Origin of the sequence: Thalassovita taeanensis, assembly GCF_900110775.1 — a bacterium.
Lineage (GTDB): Bacteria > Pseudomonadota > Alphaproteobacteria > Rhodobacterales > Rhodobacteraceae > Litorimicrobium > Litorimicrobium taeanense.
Genome location: NZ_FOEP01000017.1, coordinates 17,953 through 36,060, shown reverse-complemented (window position 1 = coordinate 36,060; position 18,108 = coordinate 17,953). Strand labels below are relative to the sequence as shown.

Below are 18,108 nucleotides of genomic sequence, written 5' to 3'. Positions count from 1 at the left end.
TGACAATGTACCTTTAGCACACAGAACTCAAAACTACACGAACGTGTAGTTGTTCGGTGATGCGGTTGGATCGATCAATACTCCCCAGTGCCGAGCGGCAGGAAGAAGCAATGCGTAACGCATTGACTCCTGACCGCCGCCAGGCGTGACAATGGCATTCAAGGGAGGAATGGACTGATGAAGGATCTGAATGAAGCGGACACGGCTGAGGCCGGAACCGTTGAAACATATGTTGACAAGAAAAGATATTTTTGGATCTTGTCCGTATTCTGGCCGGCAACGCCGCTGATCGGACTTTATCTGGTATTGGAAACAGGCTGGAGCATCTGGTACGGAACTGTCCTAGTTCTGTGGTATATTGCGGTGCCGTTGCTGGACGCGATGTTCGGCGAGGATTTTTCGAATCCCCCCGAATCGGCCGTGCCTGATCTTGAAAAAGACCGCTACTATCGTGTGCTCACTTATCTGACCGTGCCCATGCATTACGCGGCTTTGGTCGGGTCCTGCTGGTGGGTCGCGACCCAGTCGATCAATGCGTTTGAGTTCATCGCGCTTGCTCTGTCGCTGGGTATTGTCAACGGATTAGCACTGAACACCGGGCATGAATTGGGGCACAAAAAGGAGACCTTTGACCGTTGGATGGCCAAGCTGGTGCTGGCAGTCGTAGGCTATGGCCACTTCTTCATCGAGCATAACAAAGGGCACCACCGCGACGTGGCGACCCCGAACGATCCGGCAACATCGCGAATGGGTGAGAATATCTATTCCTTCGCAACCCGTGAAATCCCCGGTGCTTTCAAACGTGCTTGGGAACTCGAAGAGGTGCGCCTTAAGAGAAGTGGTAAAAGCGTCTGGAGTCTGGACAACGAGATCCTTCAGCCGATGATCATTACGGTCGTTCTTTACGCCGGGCTGCTGGCGTTCTTCGGGCCCATCATGCTTGTGTTCCTGCCCATTCAGATGGCGTACGGATGGTGGCAGCTCACTTCGGCCAACTACATCGAACACTATGGCCTGCTGCGCGAAAAACTGCCCAATGGAAAGTACGAGCATCAAAAACCGCACCATTCGTGGAACTCGAACCATATAATGTCCAACCTGATCCTGTTCCACCTGCAGCGGCACTCGGACCACCACGCGCACCCCACGCGGTCCTATCAATCACTGCGCGACTTCAAGGATCTGCCGGCACTGCCCTCGGGCTATCCCGGAATGTTTTTCGCGGCGATGATTCCGTCGTGGTACCGTTCGATCTTGGATCATCGTGTCCTGGACTGGGCCAAAGGTGATTTGAACAAAATTCAGATCGAACCCGGCATGCGTGAATACTATGAGCGCAAATACGGATCGGTCGCACCTGCGCAACCTGCCGCTATGCCCGCCGAATAAAGTTCAGGCATACCGCGTTAGACACTGGAGTTGGCTCGGGTTGGGCCAGCCCCGACCTGCCAAATAACACCTTGCTCTCATCCGAAGGCAGGGCCGCAGGAAGAACCTACAGAAAATGGGAACGACGCACATGCTCGCCTGTCAGCACGCGTGTGTAAGGGAGGAATGAACAATGGCGACATATCAATGCCCGGATTGCGGATACACCTATGACGAAATCCAGGGTCACCAGCACGAAGGTTTCCCGCCAGGAACACCTTGGTCACAAGTGCCCGACGACTTTTCTTGCCCGGATTGCGCCGTACGCGACAAGCAAGACTTTGTCCTAGTCGGCGGTGCCCCGTCCGGCGAGACTGCGACCGCTCAGGTCATTGAACCCGCACCCGCGCCGATCCCGGAACCCGCACCCGTGGCTGCGGCACCTTGCGCCCCTGCCGCGCCGCAGTCGCCCCAATCTGCTCCGGCGACCCCTGCTGCCGGAACGGCCTACCGGAAATGGCTTTGCATCACATGCGGTCATATCTACGACGAAGCCCTTGGCGACGAACATGAAGGTTTCCCGCCCGGAACGCTGTTTAGTCAGATCCCCGATGATTGGTGCTGCCCTGACTGTGGCGCCACGAAAGAGGATTATGTCCTCTACGAAGAAAAATAGGAGAGCGACCATGAATCAGGCTGCATCATTTCCTGCCAACACAACCAACGCGGATGCCATCCGGTCCGCATTTGACACCCAGGTGCGGGCCCAACTTGCCCGGCGGGCCGGTTTTGACCGGAAGGCGCGCATTGCACAGCTGGATCGCCTGGCAGATGCCGTCAAGCGGAACGAGGACAAAATCATCGCGGCTTGCGCCGCTGATTTTCGAAAGCCCGCTGAAGAAGTAAAATTGACGGAGATCTTTCCTGTACTTCAGGAAATTCGACACACCAAGCACCATCTGAAGTCGTGGATGCGCGGCAAGCGGGCGCGCGCGACTTTGGGAGTACTTGGCACCAAGGCACGAGTTCGCCCCGAGGCCAAGGGCGTTTGCTTGATCATCGCGCCATGGAACTATCCGGTAAACCTCGCGCTTGGGCCGTTGGTCTCTGCAATCGCTGCGGGCAACAGTGCCATTATCAAGCCGTCCGAGATGACGCCGAATGCGTCCCAGGTCGTTATCGACATCGTGGAAGAGGCCTTTACACCGGATCTGGTCAAGGTCATCGAAGGCGGCGCCGCAGTTTCACAGGAACTTCTTTCGCTACCTTTCGACCATATTTTTTTCACGGGCAGCCCGGCAATCGGGAAGGTCGTCATGGAGGCCGCCGCGAAAAACCTGACATCGGTCACTCTGGAACTTGGCGGCAAATCGCCGACCATTGTTGGCCCGAATGCCAATATCAAGAAGGCCGCACGCAACATCGTCTGGGGCAAGTTCTCAAACAACGGGCAGACCTGTATCGCACCGGATCACGTGTATGTGCACCGCGATGTGTCGTCCGCGTTCAAGACCGCGATCCAAGCCGAGATTGGAAGGGTCTATGGAAAGACGCCCGAGGCACAAAAAGCAACGCCCGACTATTGCCGGATTGTGAATGAACGGCACTTTGACCGGGTTCGCAACCTGATTGAAGATGCCCGCGCCAAAGGTGCAAGTATCCTTCAGGGGGGGCAGACCGATGCAAGCCAGAATTTCGTTGCCCCGACGCTAATATCCGAAGTTTCGGATGATATGGGAATCACACAAGAAGAGCTGTTCGGACCAATCTTGCCGATCATTGAATATGTCGATCTGGACAAAGTCATTGACAAGATCAACGCAAATCCCAAGCCGCTTGCCCTTTATATCTTCGACAAAAGCAAGAGTTTCGTCAATCAAATCATCTCGCGCACCTCTTCGGGCGCGGTGGGCGTGAATCTCACAGTGGTGCATTTCCTGCATCCGAACTTGCCGTTTGGCGGCGTCAACAACTCCGGCATCGGGGCGGCTCATGGTGAATACGGTTTCAAGGCCTTTTCCCATGAAAAAGCCGTGCTGGAGGAAAAGCACTCCATTACGCACATGCTTTTCCCGCCTTACACGGGTTTTGTACGCCGCCTAATCAATATCGTGGTTCGAGTGCTCGGCTAAAAGCCGCTCCGAACCAATAGGGAGAGAAGAAATGTACGACTATATCATCGTTGGTGCCGGATCCGCCGGTTGCGTTTTGGCCAACCGGCTGTCGGCAGACCCGGCAAAACGCGTCGCGCTTATCGAAGCAGGCCCAAAGGATAAGAACCCCCTGATACACATGCCACTGGGGATCGCCTTGTTGGCCAACAGCAAAAAGCTGAACTGGGCATTTGACACCGAACCGCAAGAGCACCTGAATGGCCGTAAGCTATTCTGGCCCCGCGGCAAGACGCTGGGCGGTTCGTCGTCGATCAACGCCATGATCTATATTCGCGGGAACAAGGCCGACTACAACTACTGGGCGTCAGAGGCGGGGACGGAGGTCTGGGGCTGGGACCGCATGACAGACCTGTTCAAGCGGATCGAAGACAACCATCGGTTCGGTGCCACCGACACCCACGGCAAGGGCGGCGAGCTTTCCGTTAGCGAGCTAAAAACCGTGAACCCCCTAAGCCGCGATTTCGTGCAGGCCGGACGCGAACTGCAGATTCCCCATAATGGCGACTTTAACAGCGGCGACCAAGAGGGGTTGGGCATGTACCAGGTCACGCAAAAGGACGGGCGGCGCTGGAGCGCGGCGCAAGCCTTTCTGCGTGGGGCTGAAGCCCGGTCCAACCTTGAAATATTAACCGACGCCCGCGTGACCCGGGTCGTTATGGAGGACAAGACAGCAACCGGTGTTACCTTGCGGGAAGGCGGCGAATATCGCCAACTGCGCCTCAATGCTGGCGGCGAGGTGATCCTGTCCGGCGGGGCCGTAAATTCACCGCAGCTTCTGCTTCTGTCCGGTATCGGGGATGCCCGGGAAATCAAACGGCATGGCCTTGCGGTCGTTCACGATCTTCCCGAGGTCGGCAAGAACATGGCCGACCACCTTGATGTGACGATCATGCATGCCGCAAGTTCACGGCGCCCGATCGGTGTCGCTCTCAGCTTTTTGCCACGTGGCATTGGCGGATTGTTTTCCTACATCTTCAGGCGCAAGGGGTTTATGACGTCGAATGTGGCGGAAAGCGGCGGGTTCATTAAGTCGTCGCCTGATCGCGACAGGCCGAACGTGCAGTTTCACTTCCTCCCTACCTACCTGAAGGATCATGGCCGCAAGATCGCACTTGGCTATGGCTACACCCTTCACATTTGCGATCTGTTGCCCAAAAGCCGGGGCTATATCGGTCTCAAAAGCCCGGATCCAATGGACGACCCCCTAATTCAACCGAATTATCTGAGCGATCCGGAAGATCTGAAAACGATGGTTGACGCGTTCAAGGCGGCGCGCAGGATACTCGACGCTCCGGCGATGTCCGCGCACAGCAAATACGAAGTTCACCCCGGAAAGTCCGTACAGACCGACGATGAAATCGCGGCATTCATCAGGGAAGGCGCAGAGACGATTTATCACCCGGTCGGTACATGCCGGATGGGGGAGGACAAAGATTCGGTTGTCGATCCCGAACTTAAAGTTCGCGGCGTGACGGGGTTGCGGGTGGTGGATGCGTCCATCATGCCAAGCCTTGTCGCCGGAAATACCAACGCCCCCACCATGGCCATTGCCGAGAACGCGGCTGAGATCATTCTGGGGCAGGTGCGCGTTCTTGATCGGAGTCGGTCCGTTGCCTAAGAACAATGAAAAGCAAGTAAAAACAGACACATGTAACGGATGCGATGGAGTTTGTTGCAAGAAGCTGCAAGCCGCAACCAGCAGCTTTCAGGCTTTCCAGAACGATCAGAGCACAGCCAAAAATCTAAAATCCAATGAGGAAGCCAAATGCACGGACAAATGATGGCGATGCCACTGACAATCCACTCTCTTATTGATCACGGTGCTCGCTACCATGGAGACACAGAGATTGTGTCGGTGGAGACGGACGGCTCAAAGGCAAAGACGACATGGAAAGGTATTTCTGATCGGGCGCGGCAACTCGGCTCAGCGCTGACAAAACTGGGACTCTTCAAAGGGGATCGCGTGGCGACGATTGCCTGGAATAATGCGAGGCATTTGGAGTGCTACTTTGGTATTTCCTGCGGCGGGATGGTGTGCCACACGATCAATCCGCGTCTATTTCCCGAGCAGCTTGTCTATATCATCAACCACGCGGAAGACCGGGTCATCTTTTTCGATAAGACGTTCCTGCCGATAATCGAAGGGATCAGAGAGAAGCTGACGACTGTCGACACGTTCGTCCTTATGTCGGAGCGTGACGAACAGGCAGCAAGTAAAATCCCCGGACTTGTGTTTTACGAGGATTTCCTGGCCGCGGGGGATGAAAATGCCGATTGGATGGATGTTGACGAAACTGACGCGTCCAGTCTTTGTTATACCTCCGGCACCACAGGAAACCCCAAAGGTGTGCTCTATTCTCATCGCTCCACTGTCCTGCATTCGCTGGGCGCCGCGTTGCCTGACACGCTGAACTTTTCAGCGCGCGAAGTGATGATGCCGGTTGTTCCGATGTTCCACGTCAATGCCTGGGGTGTTCCTTATGCCGCCGCGATGGTCGGTGCCAAGCTGGTCTTGCCGGGGCCGGGTCTTGATGGTGACAGCCTCGCACGGCTCATCGACGACGAACGCGTGACGGTCGCGCTTGGTGTTCCGACAATCTGGCAAGGGCTGCTTGCATCGCTCGACAAGCTTGGTTCCAAAGCCGAGTCGCTTACAAGAACAGTGGTCGGTGGGTCGGCTTGCCCGCCTTCGATGATCGCCGAGTTCCGCGAAAAATATGGCACAGAAGTCGTCCACGCTTGGGGTATGACCGAAACCTCGCCTCTCGGGACTGCAAACGCCTTGCTTGAGCGCCATGCAGGCATGACCGAAGAAGAACAGGCGAAAGTTCGTGAGAGCCAGGGCCGCCCGCCCTATGGTGTGGAACTCAAGATCGTGGACGATGAAGGCAACACACTTCCCGAGGATGGGGCCGCGCAAGGCAATCTTCGCATTCGTGGCCATTGGGTCGTGGACAGCTACTTCGGTGCGAAAGCCGACACGACTTTGGAATCCGATGGGTGGTTCGAAACCGGCGATGTGGCCTCGATTGATGCCGATGGGTTCATGACCATTCGTGATCGTTCCAAGGATATCATCAAATCGGGTGGCGAATGGATTTCCACCGTCGAACTTGAGAGCATTGCGGTCGGTCATCCAGATATTGCTGATGCCGCCGCCATCGCAGCGAAGCATGAGAAGTGGGACGAACGCCCGGTTCTCATTGCGGTGCGGGCGCAAGGAACAAACCTGACGGAGAAGGAATTGATTGCCTTCTTCTCTGACAAAGTAGCCAAGTGGCAAATCCCCGATGCCGTCGTTTTCGTGGAGGAATTGCCGAGAAACGCAACTGGCAAGGTGCTTAAGAACAAGTTGCGGGGGGCCTACGGGGACGTGCTTCTGGCGTAACCTGAAAACATGCAGGCGAAATTGCAGATCGCATTTTCCGCCTGCATGTTGCTGCGCGTCAAGCGCAGTAAACCAACCAAAGGGAGGAAGAAATGAAATACATTGGTTTGATGTCGAAAGTGCCATATGCCGCGAAAATCATCGCTATCATGATGATCGGCTGCTTTGTATCGCTCCACGCCGCAAATGCGGAATCGCTTTACGCTAAAGGAGATTGGCTTGTCGGCGTGAACGCAGCAAAGGTGTTTACTGGGGAGTCTCTGGACTCAATTAGTGCGGGTGGAGCTCCGATACCGGGAGCAGATATTGAAATCACAAATGACACGACACTGAGTTTCGATGTCTCCTATTTCTTGAACTCATCTGTAGCGATAAACTTCTTTGGCGGTTTGCCAGCAAGTGCCAAACTAACAGGGGCAGGTAGCCTGGCAGGATTGCCCGTTGGGGAGACAAAATATGGCCCTGCTGTCTTATCGCTTCAGTATCACTTTGCGACCAGATCATCTTTTAGCCCGTATGTTGGTGCCGGCATAGCTCGAATTTTGTTTCTGGAAGAACAAGGGGGGGCATTGGGGAATTTTGACCTGAAAGACGCTTGGGCGCCCGCTCTACAAGTTGGAATGCGCTACCAAGTGAGCGAGAATTGGTTTGCTAATGCTGATATACGTTACACGCCATTCGAAACAGATCTCTCTGGGACACTCGGTGGGGCACCGGTCAGAGGCAAGGTATCGGTGGATCCAACAATCCTGAATATTGGTTTTGCTTACCGCTTCTAGGGCTTTGTCCATGGTAGAACTGCCGCGAAACGCGACTGGCGGAACCTCGAAAAGTAAACTCCTGGAAGTGTGTAGAAACGGCTTCGACCTGAGTAAGAGGCCGACACTGGATAGTACACGGCCTGCTTGACGAAAAAATGAAGAAACGGAGTAGATATGAAAGATATCGTAGTATTGGATGGTGCGCGAACAGCCATCGGAACCTTTGGCGGCTCTCTTGCGGGCACGTCTCCGATCGAACTGGGTAGCATCGTGGCGAAAGAGGCGCTTGCGCGTTCAGGCGTCGAAGGCAAGCAGATTGGAAACGTTGTTTTTGGCCATGTTATCAATACAGAACCGCGCGACATGTATCTTAGCCGCGCGGCCTCTATCGCTGCTGGCGTGCCAGAAAAAGCGCCGGCAATGAACGTCAACCGGCTCTGCGGCTCTGGGCTACAAGCTATTGTGTCAGCGGCGCAGTCGTTGATGCTGGGTGATGCTACCTTTGCTCTTGCCGGTGGCAGCGAAAACATGAGCCGTTCGCCCTATATCGTGCCGGCCGTCCGTTGGGGGCAGAAAATGGGTGACACGAGTGCGATCGACATGATGCTTGGGGCGCTGAATTGTCCGTTTGGCACCGGGCATATGGGGGTAACGGCGGAAAACGTCGCCGCCGAATATGACATTTCGCGCGAGGCTCAGGACACATTTGCCCTACAGAGCCAAGAGCGTGCCCTGAACGCGATCAATAAAGGATTTTTCAAATCCCAGATTGTGCCCGTGGAGGTCAAAGTCAAACGCAACATGGTGGCGTTTGAGACCGATGAACATCCCAAGGCCAGTACGCTTGAGACGCTCGAAAAACTGCGTCCGGCATTCCAAAAGGATGGCACCGTGACAGCGGGAAATGCTTCGGGCCTCAATGACGGGGCAGCGGCGATTGTCCTGGCCACGGCAGATGCTGCATCTAATGCGGGGTTGAAACCGCGCGCGCGCCTAGTCGGCTATCACGTCGCGGGGGTACGCCCGGACATAATGGGGATCGGGCCAATTCCGGCAGTAGAGGGGCTTTTGAAACGTACAGGGATGACCATTTCAGATTTCGACGTAATCGAGTCCAACGAAGCCTTTGCGGCACAAGCTTTGGCCGTGAGTAAGACACTTGGTCTGGACAACGACAAGGTGAACCCCAACGGTGGTGCGATTGCCTTTGGTCATCCGATCGGGGCGTCGGGCGCGATTATTTTTGTTAAAGCGCTCTACGAGATGGAGCGCACCGGCGCCAAACGCGCTCTGGTCACCATGTGTATCGGTGGCGGGCAGGGCATCGCGGTTGCTATCGAAGCTGTATGATCTTGGAGTTGTGAAGCCAATCTGCGCGATGACCGTAGATAGATCATAATGCAGCAGAAACCAACTGACCTTTGGCCCTTTTCTGCAGTGTGGTCGGCGATCTGCGTGAGATAATTCGCAGTTTCTTCTGACAATCGGCAGGCCTCCGCGGGGGCCGCCCTTCCCTCTGAATACGCAGCGTAGGAGTATCATGATGAAGATTATAGTCCCGATCAAACGGGTGATCGACTACAACGTGAAGGCCAAGGTGAAAACCGATGGCTCTGGCGTCGATCTCGCGAATGTAAAGATGTCGATGAACCCGTTCGACGAGATTGCGGTAGAAGAGGCGATCCGTCTTAAAGAGGCAGGTGTTGCGACCGAAGTTGTCGCGGTGTCGATTGGCGTGAAACAGGCGCAGGAAACGCTGCGCACGGCGCTGGCCATGGGCGCGGATCGCGCGATCCTGGTTGTGGCGGCCGATGACGTGCACACCGATATCGAGCCGCTGGCGGTTGCCAAGATCCTGAAAGCAATCTGCGACGAGGAACAGCCACAGATCGTCATGGCGGGCAAGCAGGCAATCGACAACGACATGAACGCGACCGGTCAGATGCTGGCCGCGCTCCTGGGCTGGAGCCAGGCGACCTTCGCATCGGAAGTTAAGGTCGAGGGCGACAATGCCATCGTCACCCGCGAGGTCGACGGCGGGTTGCAGACCATTTCGGTCAAGCTGCCCTCGATCATCACCGCCGACCTGCGCCTGAACGAGCCGCGCTATGCCTCGCTGCCGAACATCATGAAAGCCAAGAAAAAGACGCTGGATGAAAAGACCGCCGCTGATCTGGGTGTCGATGTCACCCCGCGCCTGAGCGTGGTCAGCACTGCGGAACCGGCAGCGCGGGAAGCGGGCGAAATCGTTGGCTCGGTCGACGAGCTGGTTGCGAAACTCAAACAAGCGGGGGCCGTGTAATGTCTGTACTTCTTCTGGCCGAAGTCACCAACGGCGAGCTGGCGCTGGACGCCACCGCCAAAGCGGTCACCGCTGCCAAGGCCCTGGGCGATGTCACTGTTCTGTGCGCGGGCGCCTCTGCCGCTGCGGCGGGTGAGTCCGCTGCCAAGATCGACGGCGTGGCCAAGGTTCTGGTCGCCGAGGATGTGGGGCTTAGCCACCGTCTTGCCGAACCTGCGGCCGAGTTGATCGTGTCGCTGGCAGGGGGGTACAGCCACATCGTTGCGCCGGCTACCACCGACGCCAAGAACATCATGCCGCGCGTGGCCGCGCTGTTGGACGTGATGGTGATCTCGGACGTCACCGGCGTTGTCGATGTGGATACGTATCAACGCCCCGTCTATGCGGGAAACGCGATCCAGACCGTGAAATCGGGCGACGCGACCAAGGTCATCACCTTTCGCACCTCGACCTTCGACAAGGCGGGCGACGGCGGGTCGGCGGCTGTGGAAAACGTGGCCGTTCCGGCGACCGAGGGCCTGTCGTCCTGGGTCGAAGACAAGGTGGCCAAAAGCGACCGCCCGGAACTCACTTCGGCTGGCGTTGTCGTCTCGGGTGGCCGGGGCGTGGGTTCGGAAGAGGACTTCAAGATCATCAAAGCCTTGGCCGACAAGCTGGGCGCCGCTGTTGGCGCCTCCCGCGCGGCGGTCGATAGTGGTTTTGCCCCCAACGACTGGCAGGTCGGCCAGACCGGCAAGGTCGTGGCCCCGGATCTTTACATCGCCGTCGGTATCTCTGGCGCGATCCAGCACCTTGCGGGGATGAAGGACAGCAAGATCATCGTCGCCATCAACAAAGACGAAGAGGCCCCCATCTTCCAAGTCGCAGACTTCGGCCTAGTCGCAGACCTTTTCGACGCCGTTCCAGACCTGACAGAGAAATTGTAATCCCGGAGCCTGACAAATGACTTATACTGCCCCTATCGACGACATGATGTTCGTCATTGAAGACCTTTGTGGTCTGAATAGCGTATCCAAATTGCGAGGCCTTGAGGACGCTACGCCCGATTTGGTATCCGCAGTCCTGGAAGAATCCGGTAAGTTCGCGGGACAAGTCTTGGCTCCGCTGAACGTGGTCGGTGACCGAGTTGGTCTCACTTTCGAGGATGGCAAGGTTCACACTCCGGATGGTTGGGCAGCGGCCTACCACCAACTGGTCGAAATGGGCTGGAACAGCCCCACCAGTGATCCTGAACGCGGCGGAATGGGTCTGCCTACCGTCGTCAATGCCTGCATTCAGGAAATGTTTAACGGCGCCAATACTGCGTTCCAACTATGTTCGGTGCTGACACAGGGCGCGATTGAGGCGATTGAAGGTTATGCCGATGAAGCCCTCAAGACAGTCTACCTTCCCAAGCTGGTGACGGGCGAATGGACAGGAACGATGAATCTGACTGAGCCGCAGGCCGGTTCCGACCTCGCCGCGATCCGGTCAAAGGCAGAACCGACTGGCGATCACTACCTTGTTTCAGGCCAGAAGATCTTCATCACCTACGGTGAACACGAAATGGCCGAGAACATTATTCACCTGGTTCTGGCACGGCTTCCCGATGCACCTGCTGGGGTCAAAGGAATTTCGCTCTTTGTTGTGCCGAAATACTTGGTGAATGCGGACGGTTCTCTGGGGCAGCGTAATGACGTCCGCTGCATTTCTATCGAGCACAAGCTAGGCATTCATGCTAGTCCGACCTGTGCTCTGGCCTTCGGCGATAACGGTGGCGCTACCGGGTATTTGGTGGGCGAACCAAACAAAGGCCTGCAGTACATGTTCGCTATGATGAACAATGCTCGCCTAGGCGTAGGGCTGCAGGCAGTCGGCATTTCAGAACTCGCTACTCAGCATGCGATCAAATATGCGATGGAGCGCACACAGGGGCGCACCACTGCGGGTTCCGAGGAAACAATTATAGGTCACCCGGATATCCGCCGTATGTTGGGTCTGATGAAAGCACGAACTGAAGCCGCTAGGGTAATCGCATATCGTGCTGCGACGTCTCTTGACTTTGCACAGCGATCATCAAACTCGGAGGAACGGGCACGTCACCAACGCCGAGTGGATCTGCTTATTCCCATCACCAAGGGGTGGTCGACAGAGCTTGGTATTGAGAATGCATCACTTGGGGTGCAGATACATGGCGGCATGGGCTACATTGAGGAAACCGGCGCAGCGCAACATTTGCGCGACGTGCGTATTACTACAATTTACGAAGGAACAACGGGCATCCAAGCCATTGATTTGGTTGGAAGAAAAATCCAGCGCGATGGCGGAGTAGCGGCCATGGAACTTGTCGCAGATATGCGCACGACCGCGAGAGCTTTGAGCGAATTGTCGACAAACTATGCAGATTGGGTGGCGATTTGCGGTGCCGTCATGGATGCTGCCGATAAGGTCGAAGAACTGACAAATTGGATTTTGGCCCAACGTGGATCCGAGCCGCTAGCGGCTGCCGTGACTGTTCTAGAGTGTTTTGGAATTTGTCTGGGTGCATGGGTAATGGGAGACGCAGCAATAAGTGCCTCAGAGCGGATAGAAAGAGGCCGCTGCCCGATGCATGCAAAAACCAAGTTAAAAACTGTGCAATTCTATATGAACAATGTTTTTCCCAAAGCAGAAGCGCTTTCCTCAACGGTCAAGAAGGGAGCTAAGTCCATACTTGATTTGTCTGCAGCCGATTTCTGCGTGGATGCATGAGACTTAAATTTCAGGAAGGTCAAAGCAGCCGTTCGAAGGGGCGAAAATGATTGCCGTAATCAAGCGCAATGGCGGAGATACTGTCATGTCAAAGGGCTTTTAACTTAGCGTCCAAATTGGGTGATGCGGGTGGCCTATTTTACAGAAGTGCCTCTGGGAAAATCGCCCAATAGTTGACCGCAATGAGTAATTGAAGATCAGCTGAACTATGCCGATCGAATCTGAAGGGTAAGCGAAAATGAACAAACTCGCATGGGGCCTTGAGCGAGCCAAGTGCTCAAGGGCCGCGGTTATCGGTGCCGGAAATATGGGGGGCGGTATTGCTGCGCAATTCGCGAATGCTGGCGTACACGTTGAACTATTGGATGTGCCAGGAACTGGTCTTGCACGAAACGAACCGGCTCAACTCGGTTTGGAAAAACAACAGGCGTCACGGGCGTTCATGGGAGCTACGTCGGTAGGTCTCGTGCGCGTCGGCAACACGGAGGATCATCTGGATCGCATCTCTGAAGCTGACTGGATCGTAGAAGCGGTCATTGAAGACCTTACGGCCAAGCGAGCACTTTATAAGCGCATCGAGCCTCTATTGAAGCCAGGGGCAATCATATCTTCGAATACCTCCACAATACTGCGGTCGAAATTGATTGAGGGGCGCAGCAAAACTTTCAAGGATAGCTTTGTCATTAGCCATTTCTTCAACCCTCCGCGTAGAATGGAGTTGCTAGAGCTTGTCGGTTCCGAAAACGGAGCGACTTTTTCCCATGCTGCGGACATAGCGCGTTTCGCATTAGGAAAAACCATTGTGGAATGCCGAGATACACCCGGCTTTATTGCAAATCGCATTGGATGTGCCTGGATATCAGTTGCAGTTGTTGATGCTATTCGGCTGGGTCTTGGGGTAGAACAAGCGGACGCCGTACACGCCGGACTTGGAACACCAAAAACTGGTGTTTTTGGTTTGCTCGACCTGATCGGCATTGATGTGATCCCATATATATGGGGATCTTTAATGACGTCATTGCCCGACGACGATCTAATCAACATGTACGATCTTCCGGCTCTCGAGATCATTTCTAAGCTCATCGAAACAAGCAGATTCGGGCGAAAGACGAAGGCGGGCTTCTACCGATTTACGAATGACAACAATCGCGAAGTGGTTGATTTGAGAACTGGAAAATATAGGTCACATAACGGGTTTAGCGCGAGCGACCTGCCTGGACAAGGTAAGGATCTGAATGCTCTGCTATCGGACGAGACCTATCTTGGAGCTTATGCCCGGTCAATACTAGCGAATGTGGCTGTTTATGCGACCAGCAACGCGGACGCAATTGCACCAAGCCTTGCTGAAATAGACACAGCTATGCAACTCGGGTATGCTTGGCGACAGGGCCCGATCGAAATATTGGGCGGATTGACCGCCAAAACACAAGCAGTTCTCTCGGAAAGTTGCGATGTCCCTGTAGTTCATTTCGCAGTCCCTCAGTTGAAGAAAAGCCGCGATGCCGACCGGATAAATCTCGCCCAGCTGCAAAACTCGCCACTGGCATCGAACGCCGCCGCTTCTCTTTGGGATATAGGAGATGGCCTGGTGTGCTTAGAGTTCAGGTCCAAAATGAACGCCATTGATGGCGATGTATTGAATATTCTTAGCGAAGGGTTGAACGCGCTAGAAGGCTCAGCGCGCGGCATGCTCGTTGGCAACCCCAATGCTAGCCTATATTCAGCGGGGGCCAATCTGAGCGCGATCGCGGCGCTAATCGAAAAAAACGACTGGAAAGCTCTCGAAGACTTCGTGCGTCGTGGTCAGGATCTTTTCGTAGCGCTCTCACTTGCACCAAAACCCAGCGTGGCCGCCATTCCAGGGCTTGCATTGGGGGGTGGCTGTGAGCTTGCAATGTTTTGTACTGAAACTGTTGCGCATGCGGAGGCGCGGCTGGGATTGCCGGAGCACTTGGTTGGTTTGATTCCTGCATGGGGAGGGGGACGGCGGTTGCTGTCACGGCTCAACCGGACAGGTAACCACGCGCTTAGCGATTTGACCCCGCGAACGATCTTTCAGGCAATGACGGCGAACGGTCCGACCGGTTCCGCGCGGGAGGCTAGCGAACGGGGGCTTCTTGATTGCGAACAGGAATTTATCATGCACCGTAATGATCTTTTAGAGGCCGCGCTCCAGAAACTAGAATTTCTCACCAGTGGTTTTTCTCCGAACAAACCAACCACCTATCTACCACTTGAAATGGGTTTAGTGGCCGATCTAGTCGCCCCTTTTCGAGAACAGCATTACGTAGGAGAGTTGTCTGAAGATGATTTGAGAGTAATTGGCAGCGTCGCAGAATTGTTAACGGGCGGATGTCAAGAGCAGAAAGTCCGCACAATAGGCGAAGTTGAGTATTCAGCGTTCGAGCGAGAAATCTTCATGAAAATGGCTAGGCACCCGCTCACGCTCCGACGTATCCAATATATGTTGAAAACGGGTAAGGCATTGCGTACATGATCCTTCCATTTGGAGTGCGAAGTGGTTCTCTATTGTAGCGACCAAAACATTCGATCGCCTTCAAGGCTGAGCATAGGCCTTTGGCGATGGCCGAACGTCGGGATCGCATATACGGTCTTAAAAGGCTGCTGAAAAACAGGTGTTTCGACGCCTGTCGCGGAACATGATTCACCGACGCCACTGTGGTGATGATGGTGCTGATACGCGGCTCGGATAAGGTGACGGGATCGTTGTTCTGCTACGCCAACATGGAGGAACGCATCCCTGCGTGGCATCCGCTGCGCAGGATCCAGACGGTCGTCAACGATGCACTACGTTCCCTGGATGCTGAGTTCAACCGTCGGCGACATGGCCCAGACCGTTTATCGCGGCCTCGAACGGGTGCCGTCAAGGCCCAAGAAGCGAAAAACAATTAACCAGGCCTGTTCCGAAGGGAAGTCGTTATGACTCAGTGACTATTGCAGCGACCTGTTAGATTTCCGGCAAATCGAGGGCTGGATCACCCGCCTTAAGTTCGTCTGTCGATGCATTTTCTAAAAGCCAGAGAAAGGGAAGCCCGGGTGCCGGGCTTGAAAGGATAGAGAGAGCCTCATCCGGGTCCGGCGTGACAAGGATCCTAACCATGGCAAAGACCGCGACCCGACCGAAACCCGCCACCTCGAAGAAAACCGAAGCCGCCGGATTGGCAACGCCCGCCAGCGCTTCCGATATCCGCCTGATCCCGCTCGACCAGTTGGAACCCAGCCCGTTCAATGTCCGCAAAGTCGCCACAAGTGCGAACGATGACGCGGAACTCCTCGCAAGTATTCGCGAGACTGGCATCAAGCAAAATCTGGTAGTCCATGCGTTGTCTGGCGCACGTTTTGCCGTCGTTGCTGGTGCCCGTCGCCTGAAAGCGTTGAAGCAGCTTGCGCAAGACGGCGTCATTCCCTCTGACCACCCCATCCCTTGTCTCGTAGAAGACGAGTGCAATGCCATCGTTACCTCCGCCACAGAAAACCTTCAGCGCGCGGCGATGCACCCGGCGGACCAGTTCGAAGCTTTCAATAAAATGATCGCCGAGGGGCGCAGTGAAGATGAAATCGCGCTGAAGTTCGGCGTCTCCGTCGACCTGGTCCGCCGCCGTCTCAAACTCGCCCGTGTCGCGCCCGAACTCATCGAGCAGTTTCGCGCGGGCGATCTGACCCTCGAATGCGTGATGGCCTTCACGCTGACCGACGACCACGATCGCCAACTGGCGGTGTGGAACGCGGTGAAGGGCGGCTATCACATCCACCCGCAAAGTATCAAACGCCAGCTGACCGAGACCGCACATTCGGCGAACTCTGCGCTCGGGCGTTTTGTCGGCATCGAGGCCTATGAGGCGGCCGGTGGCGTCCTGCTGCGCGACCTGTTCGATGATCGTGCCAGCGCCCATATGGAAAACCCCGACCTCCTGGAACGCCTCGCCATCGAAAAGCTGCAGGCTGCGGCCAAACCGCTCAAAGCGGAGTGGAAATGGGTCGAGGTGCATCTCTCGGTGGACTATGGCGCGTTTCGCAGTTTCGGGCGGGTCTATCCGCGGGACATCGAACCCGATCCGGACCTGCTTGCCGAAGAAGAGCGTCTCGTCGCACGCGAAGAAGAACTGGCGGCGCAGAATGACGGTGAGGATTGGACGGACGCCGAGACCGACGAATACTATGCCATCGAGCCGCGTTTGCGTGAGATTGAAGCCCTTCAGCGCGAACGGCAGCCCTATGCCGACGAGGATCGCGCCATCGCCGGCGTGGTTCTGACCATCGGCCATGACGGGGCGTTGCGCGTCGAGAAGGGCCTCGTGCGGCCCGAGGATATTCCCGCCGCGCCCGAACCTGACGAGACCACCGCAGATGCGGATGGCGCCCCCTCCCCTGCCCACCCACACGTGACGCCGCCGACCTCCTCCACGCCGGTGCCGAGCTCCGACCCGGCCGCGACGTTGCGCAAGGCGGACGGGATTTCAGCGAGCCTCGCCGACGATCTGCGTGCGACGCGCCAGCACATCCTGCGGGCGCATCTGGCGGCGGATTTCGAGGTGGCGTTCGACGCGATGCTCTATGCGCTCTGCGAGCAGGCTCTGGGGCGGTCCTACAACAACGAGGCGCTCGACATCTCGATCCGGCCTTTCCAGGCGCAAAACCGCGAGGTGCTGCATGGGGATACTGTCGCCCAGAAGATGCTCGAGGCACTGGAACAGGACCTCGCCACCGACTGGATGAAGCTGGAGAAGCCCGAGGACTTCCGCGCGATGTCGGCGCTGCCTGTCGCAGACAAGCAGGCGCTCTTCGCCTGGGCATCAGGTCTGGCGCTCAAACCGCAGCTTTCCTCCGACAATCGCCCCTCCCCGATCATCGAGGAGATTGGCGCGCGTCTTGACGTCGATGTGGCGGCCTGCTGGCGCCCGACCGCGCAAAACTACTGGGGTCGGGTCAACAAGGGACATACGGTGGCCACGGCGCGCAAGTTGATTGGCGACGACTACGCCGAGGATCGCAATCGCGAGCGTAAGGGCGATCTCGCCGCGGCCATGGAGCGGGCTTTCGCCGAAACGGCCGGCGAGACGGAAGGTTTTGACGCCGCCACGGTCGCCATAACGACTCGTTGGCTGCCCGACGGGATGCTGTTTGCCGGTGCGACCGAGGCTGCTGCCGACATGGGCAACGACGCGCCCGAGGCCGAGGCAGGCGACGTGCCCGCCGCAGACGCTCTGGCCGAGGCGGAAAGCGATGAACCGTCGTCCTTGCCCGCCTTCCTCAGTGGGGACGCGGCCTGACGAAGCAAACACCGATCTGATTGCCACATGAGCTTTGGGCCGCCCTCACATCGAGGGCGGCCCTTTCCGGCTGGCGGGTTGCCTACAGCCGATA

At 56.3% G+C, this 18,108-nt stretch carries 12 protein-coding genes and 1 pseudogene; all 13 read left to right on the top strand.

Annotated elements, in window-relative coordinates; genetic code table 11:
* Window positions 1–177: 177 nt before the first annotated feature.
* The 13 genes and pseudogenes from BSF79_RS17245 (at window position 178) to BSF79_RS17185 (ending at window position 18,014) form a co-directional block, all read left to right on the top strand.
* Window positions 178–1,389, top strand: a complete 1,212-nt coding sequence (locus BSF79_RS17245) for an alkane 1-monooxygenase (protein ID WP_090271078.1) — start codon at window positions 178–180, stop codon at window positions 1,387–1,389.
* A gap of 172 nt (window positions 1,390–1,561) precedes the next feature.
* Complete coding sequence (locus tag BSF79_RS20295; protein WP_090271077.1) at window positions 1,562–2,044, top strand: rubredoxin; 483 nt, start codon at window positions 1,562–1,564, stop codon at window positions 2,042–2,044.
* A 10-nt stretch (window positions 2,045–2,054) separates the two neighbouring features.
* Window positions 2,055–3,500, top strand: a complete 1,446-nt coding sequence (locus BSF79_RS17235; protein WP_090271076.1) for an aldehyde dehydrogenase family protein — start codon at window positions 2,055–2,057, stop codon at window positions 3,498–3,500.
* Window positions 3,501–3,531: 31 nt separating this feature from the next.
* Window positions 3,532–5,160 (top strand): GMC family oxidoreductase, encoded by a 1,629-nt coding sequence (locus tag BSF79_RS17230; protein ID WP_090271075.1) that lies wholly within the window; start codon window positions 3,532–3,534, stop codon window positions 5,158–5,160.
* A 147-nt stretch (window positions 5,161–5,307) separates the two neighbouring features.
* Window positions 5,308–6,930, top strand: a complete 1,623-nt coding sequence (locus BSF79_RS17225) for a long-chain fatty acid--CoA ligase (RefSeq protein WP_090271074.1) — start codon at window positions 5,308–5,310, stop codon at window positions 6,928–6,930.
* Window positions 6,931–7,022: 92 nt separating this feature from the next.
* Window positions 7,023–7,709, top strand: a complete 687-nt coding sequence (locus BSF79_RS17220; protein ID WP_090271073.1) for an OmpW/AlkL family protein — start codon at window positions 7,023–7,025, stop codon at window positions 7,707–7,709.
* Between the two features lie 156 nt (window positions 7,710–7,865).
* Entirely contained in the window at window positions 7,866–9,041 is a 1,176-nt protein-coding gene (locus tag BSF79_RS17215; RefSeq protein ID WP_090271072.1) for an acetyl-CoA C-acyltransferase family protein, read from the top strand.
* A gap of 193 nt (window positions 9,042–9,234) precedes the next feature.
* Complete coding sequence (locus BSF79_RS17210; protein ID WP_090271125.1) at window positions 9,235–9,993, top strand: electron transfer flavoprotein subunit beta/FixA family protein; 759 nt, start codon at window positions 9,235–9,237, stop codon at window positions 9,991–9,993.
* Complete coding sequence (locus tag BSF79_RS17205) at window positions 9,993–10,919, top strand: electron transfer flavoprotein subunit alpha/FixB family protein (protein WP_090271071.1); 927 nt, start codon at window positions 9,993–9,995, stop codon at window positions 10,917–10,919. Before BSF79_RS17210 ends, BSF79_RS17205 begins: the two co-directional genes overlap by 1 nt.
* Before the next feature lie 16 nt (window positions 10,920–10,935).
* Window positions 10,936–12,723, top strand: a complete 1,788-nt coding sequence (locus tag BSF79_RS17200) for an acyl-CoA dehydrogenase (protein ID WP_090271070.1) — start codon at window positions 10,936–10,938, stop codon at window positions 12,721–12,723.
* A gap of 238 nt (window positions 12,724–12,961) precedes the next feature.
* Complete coding sequence (locus BSF79_RS17195) at window positions 12,962–15,220, top strand: 3-hydroxyacyl-CoA dehydrogenase/enoyl-CoA hydratase family protein (RefSeq protein ID WP_090271069.1); 2,259 nt, start codon at window positions 12,962–12,964, stop codon at window positions 15,218–15,220.
* Window positions 15,221–15,420: 200 nt separating this feature from the next.
* Window positions 15,421–15,565 (top strand): annotated as a pseudogene (locus tag BSF79_RS19585) (IS5/IS1182 family transposase); the annotation flags it as partial.
* Window positions 15,566–15,842: 277 nt separating this feature from the next.
* Window positions 15,843–18,014, top strand: coding sequence for a ParB/RepB/Spo0J family partition protein (locus BSF79_RS17185; RefSeq protein WP_090271067.1), 2,172 nt, complete (start codon window positions 15,843–15,845; stop codon window positions 18,012–18,014).
* Window positions 18,015–18,108: the final 94 nt, after the last annotated feature.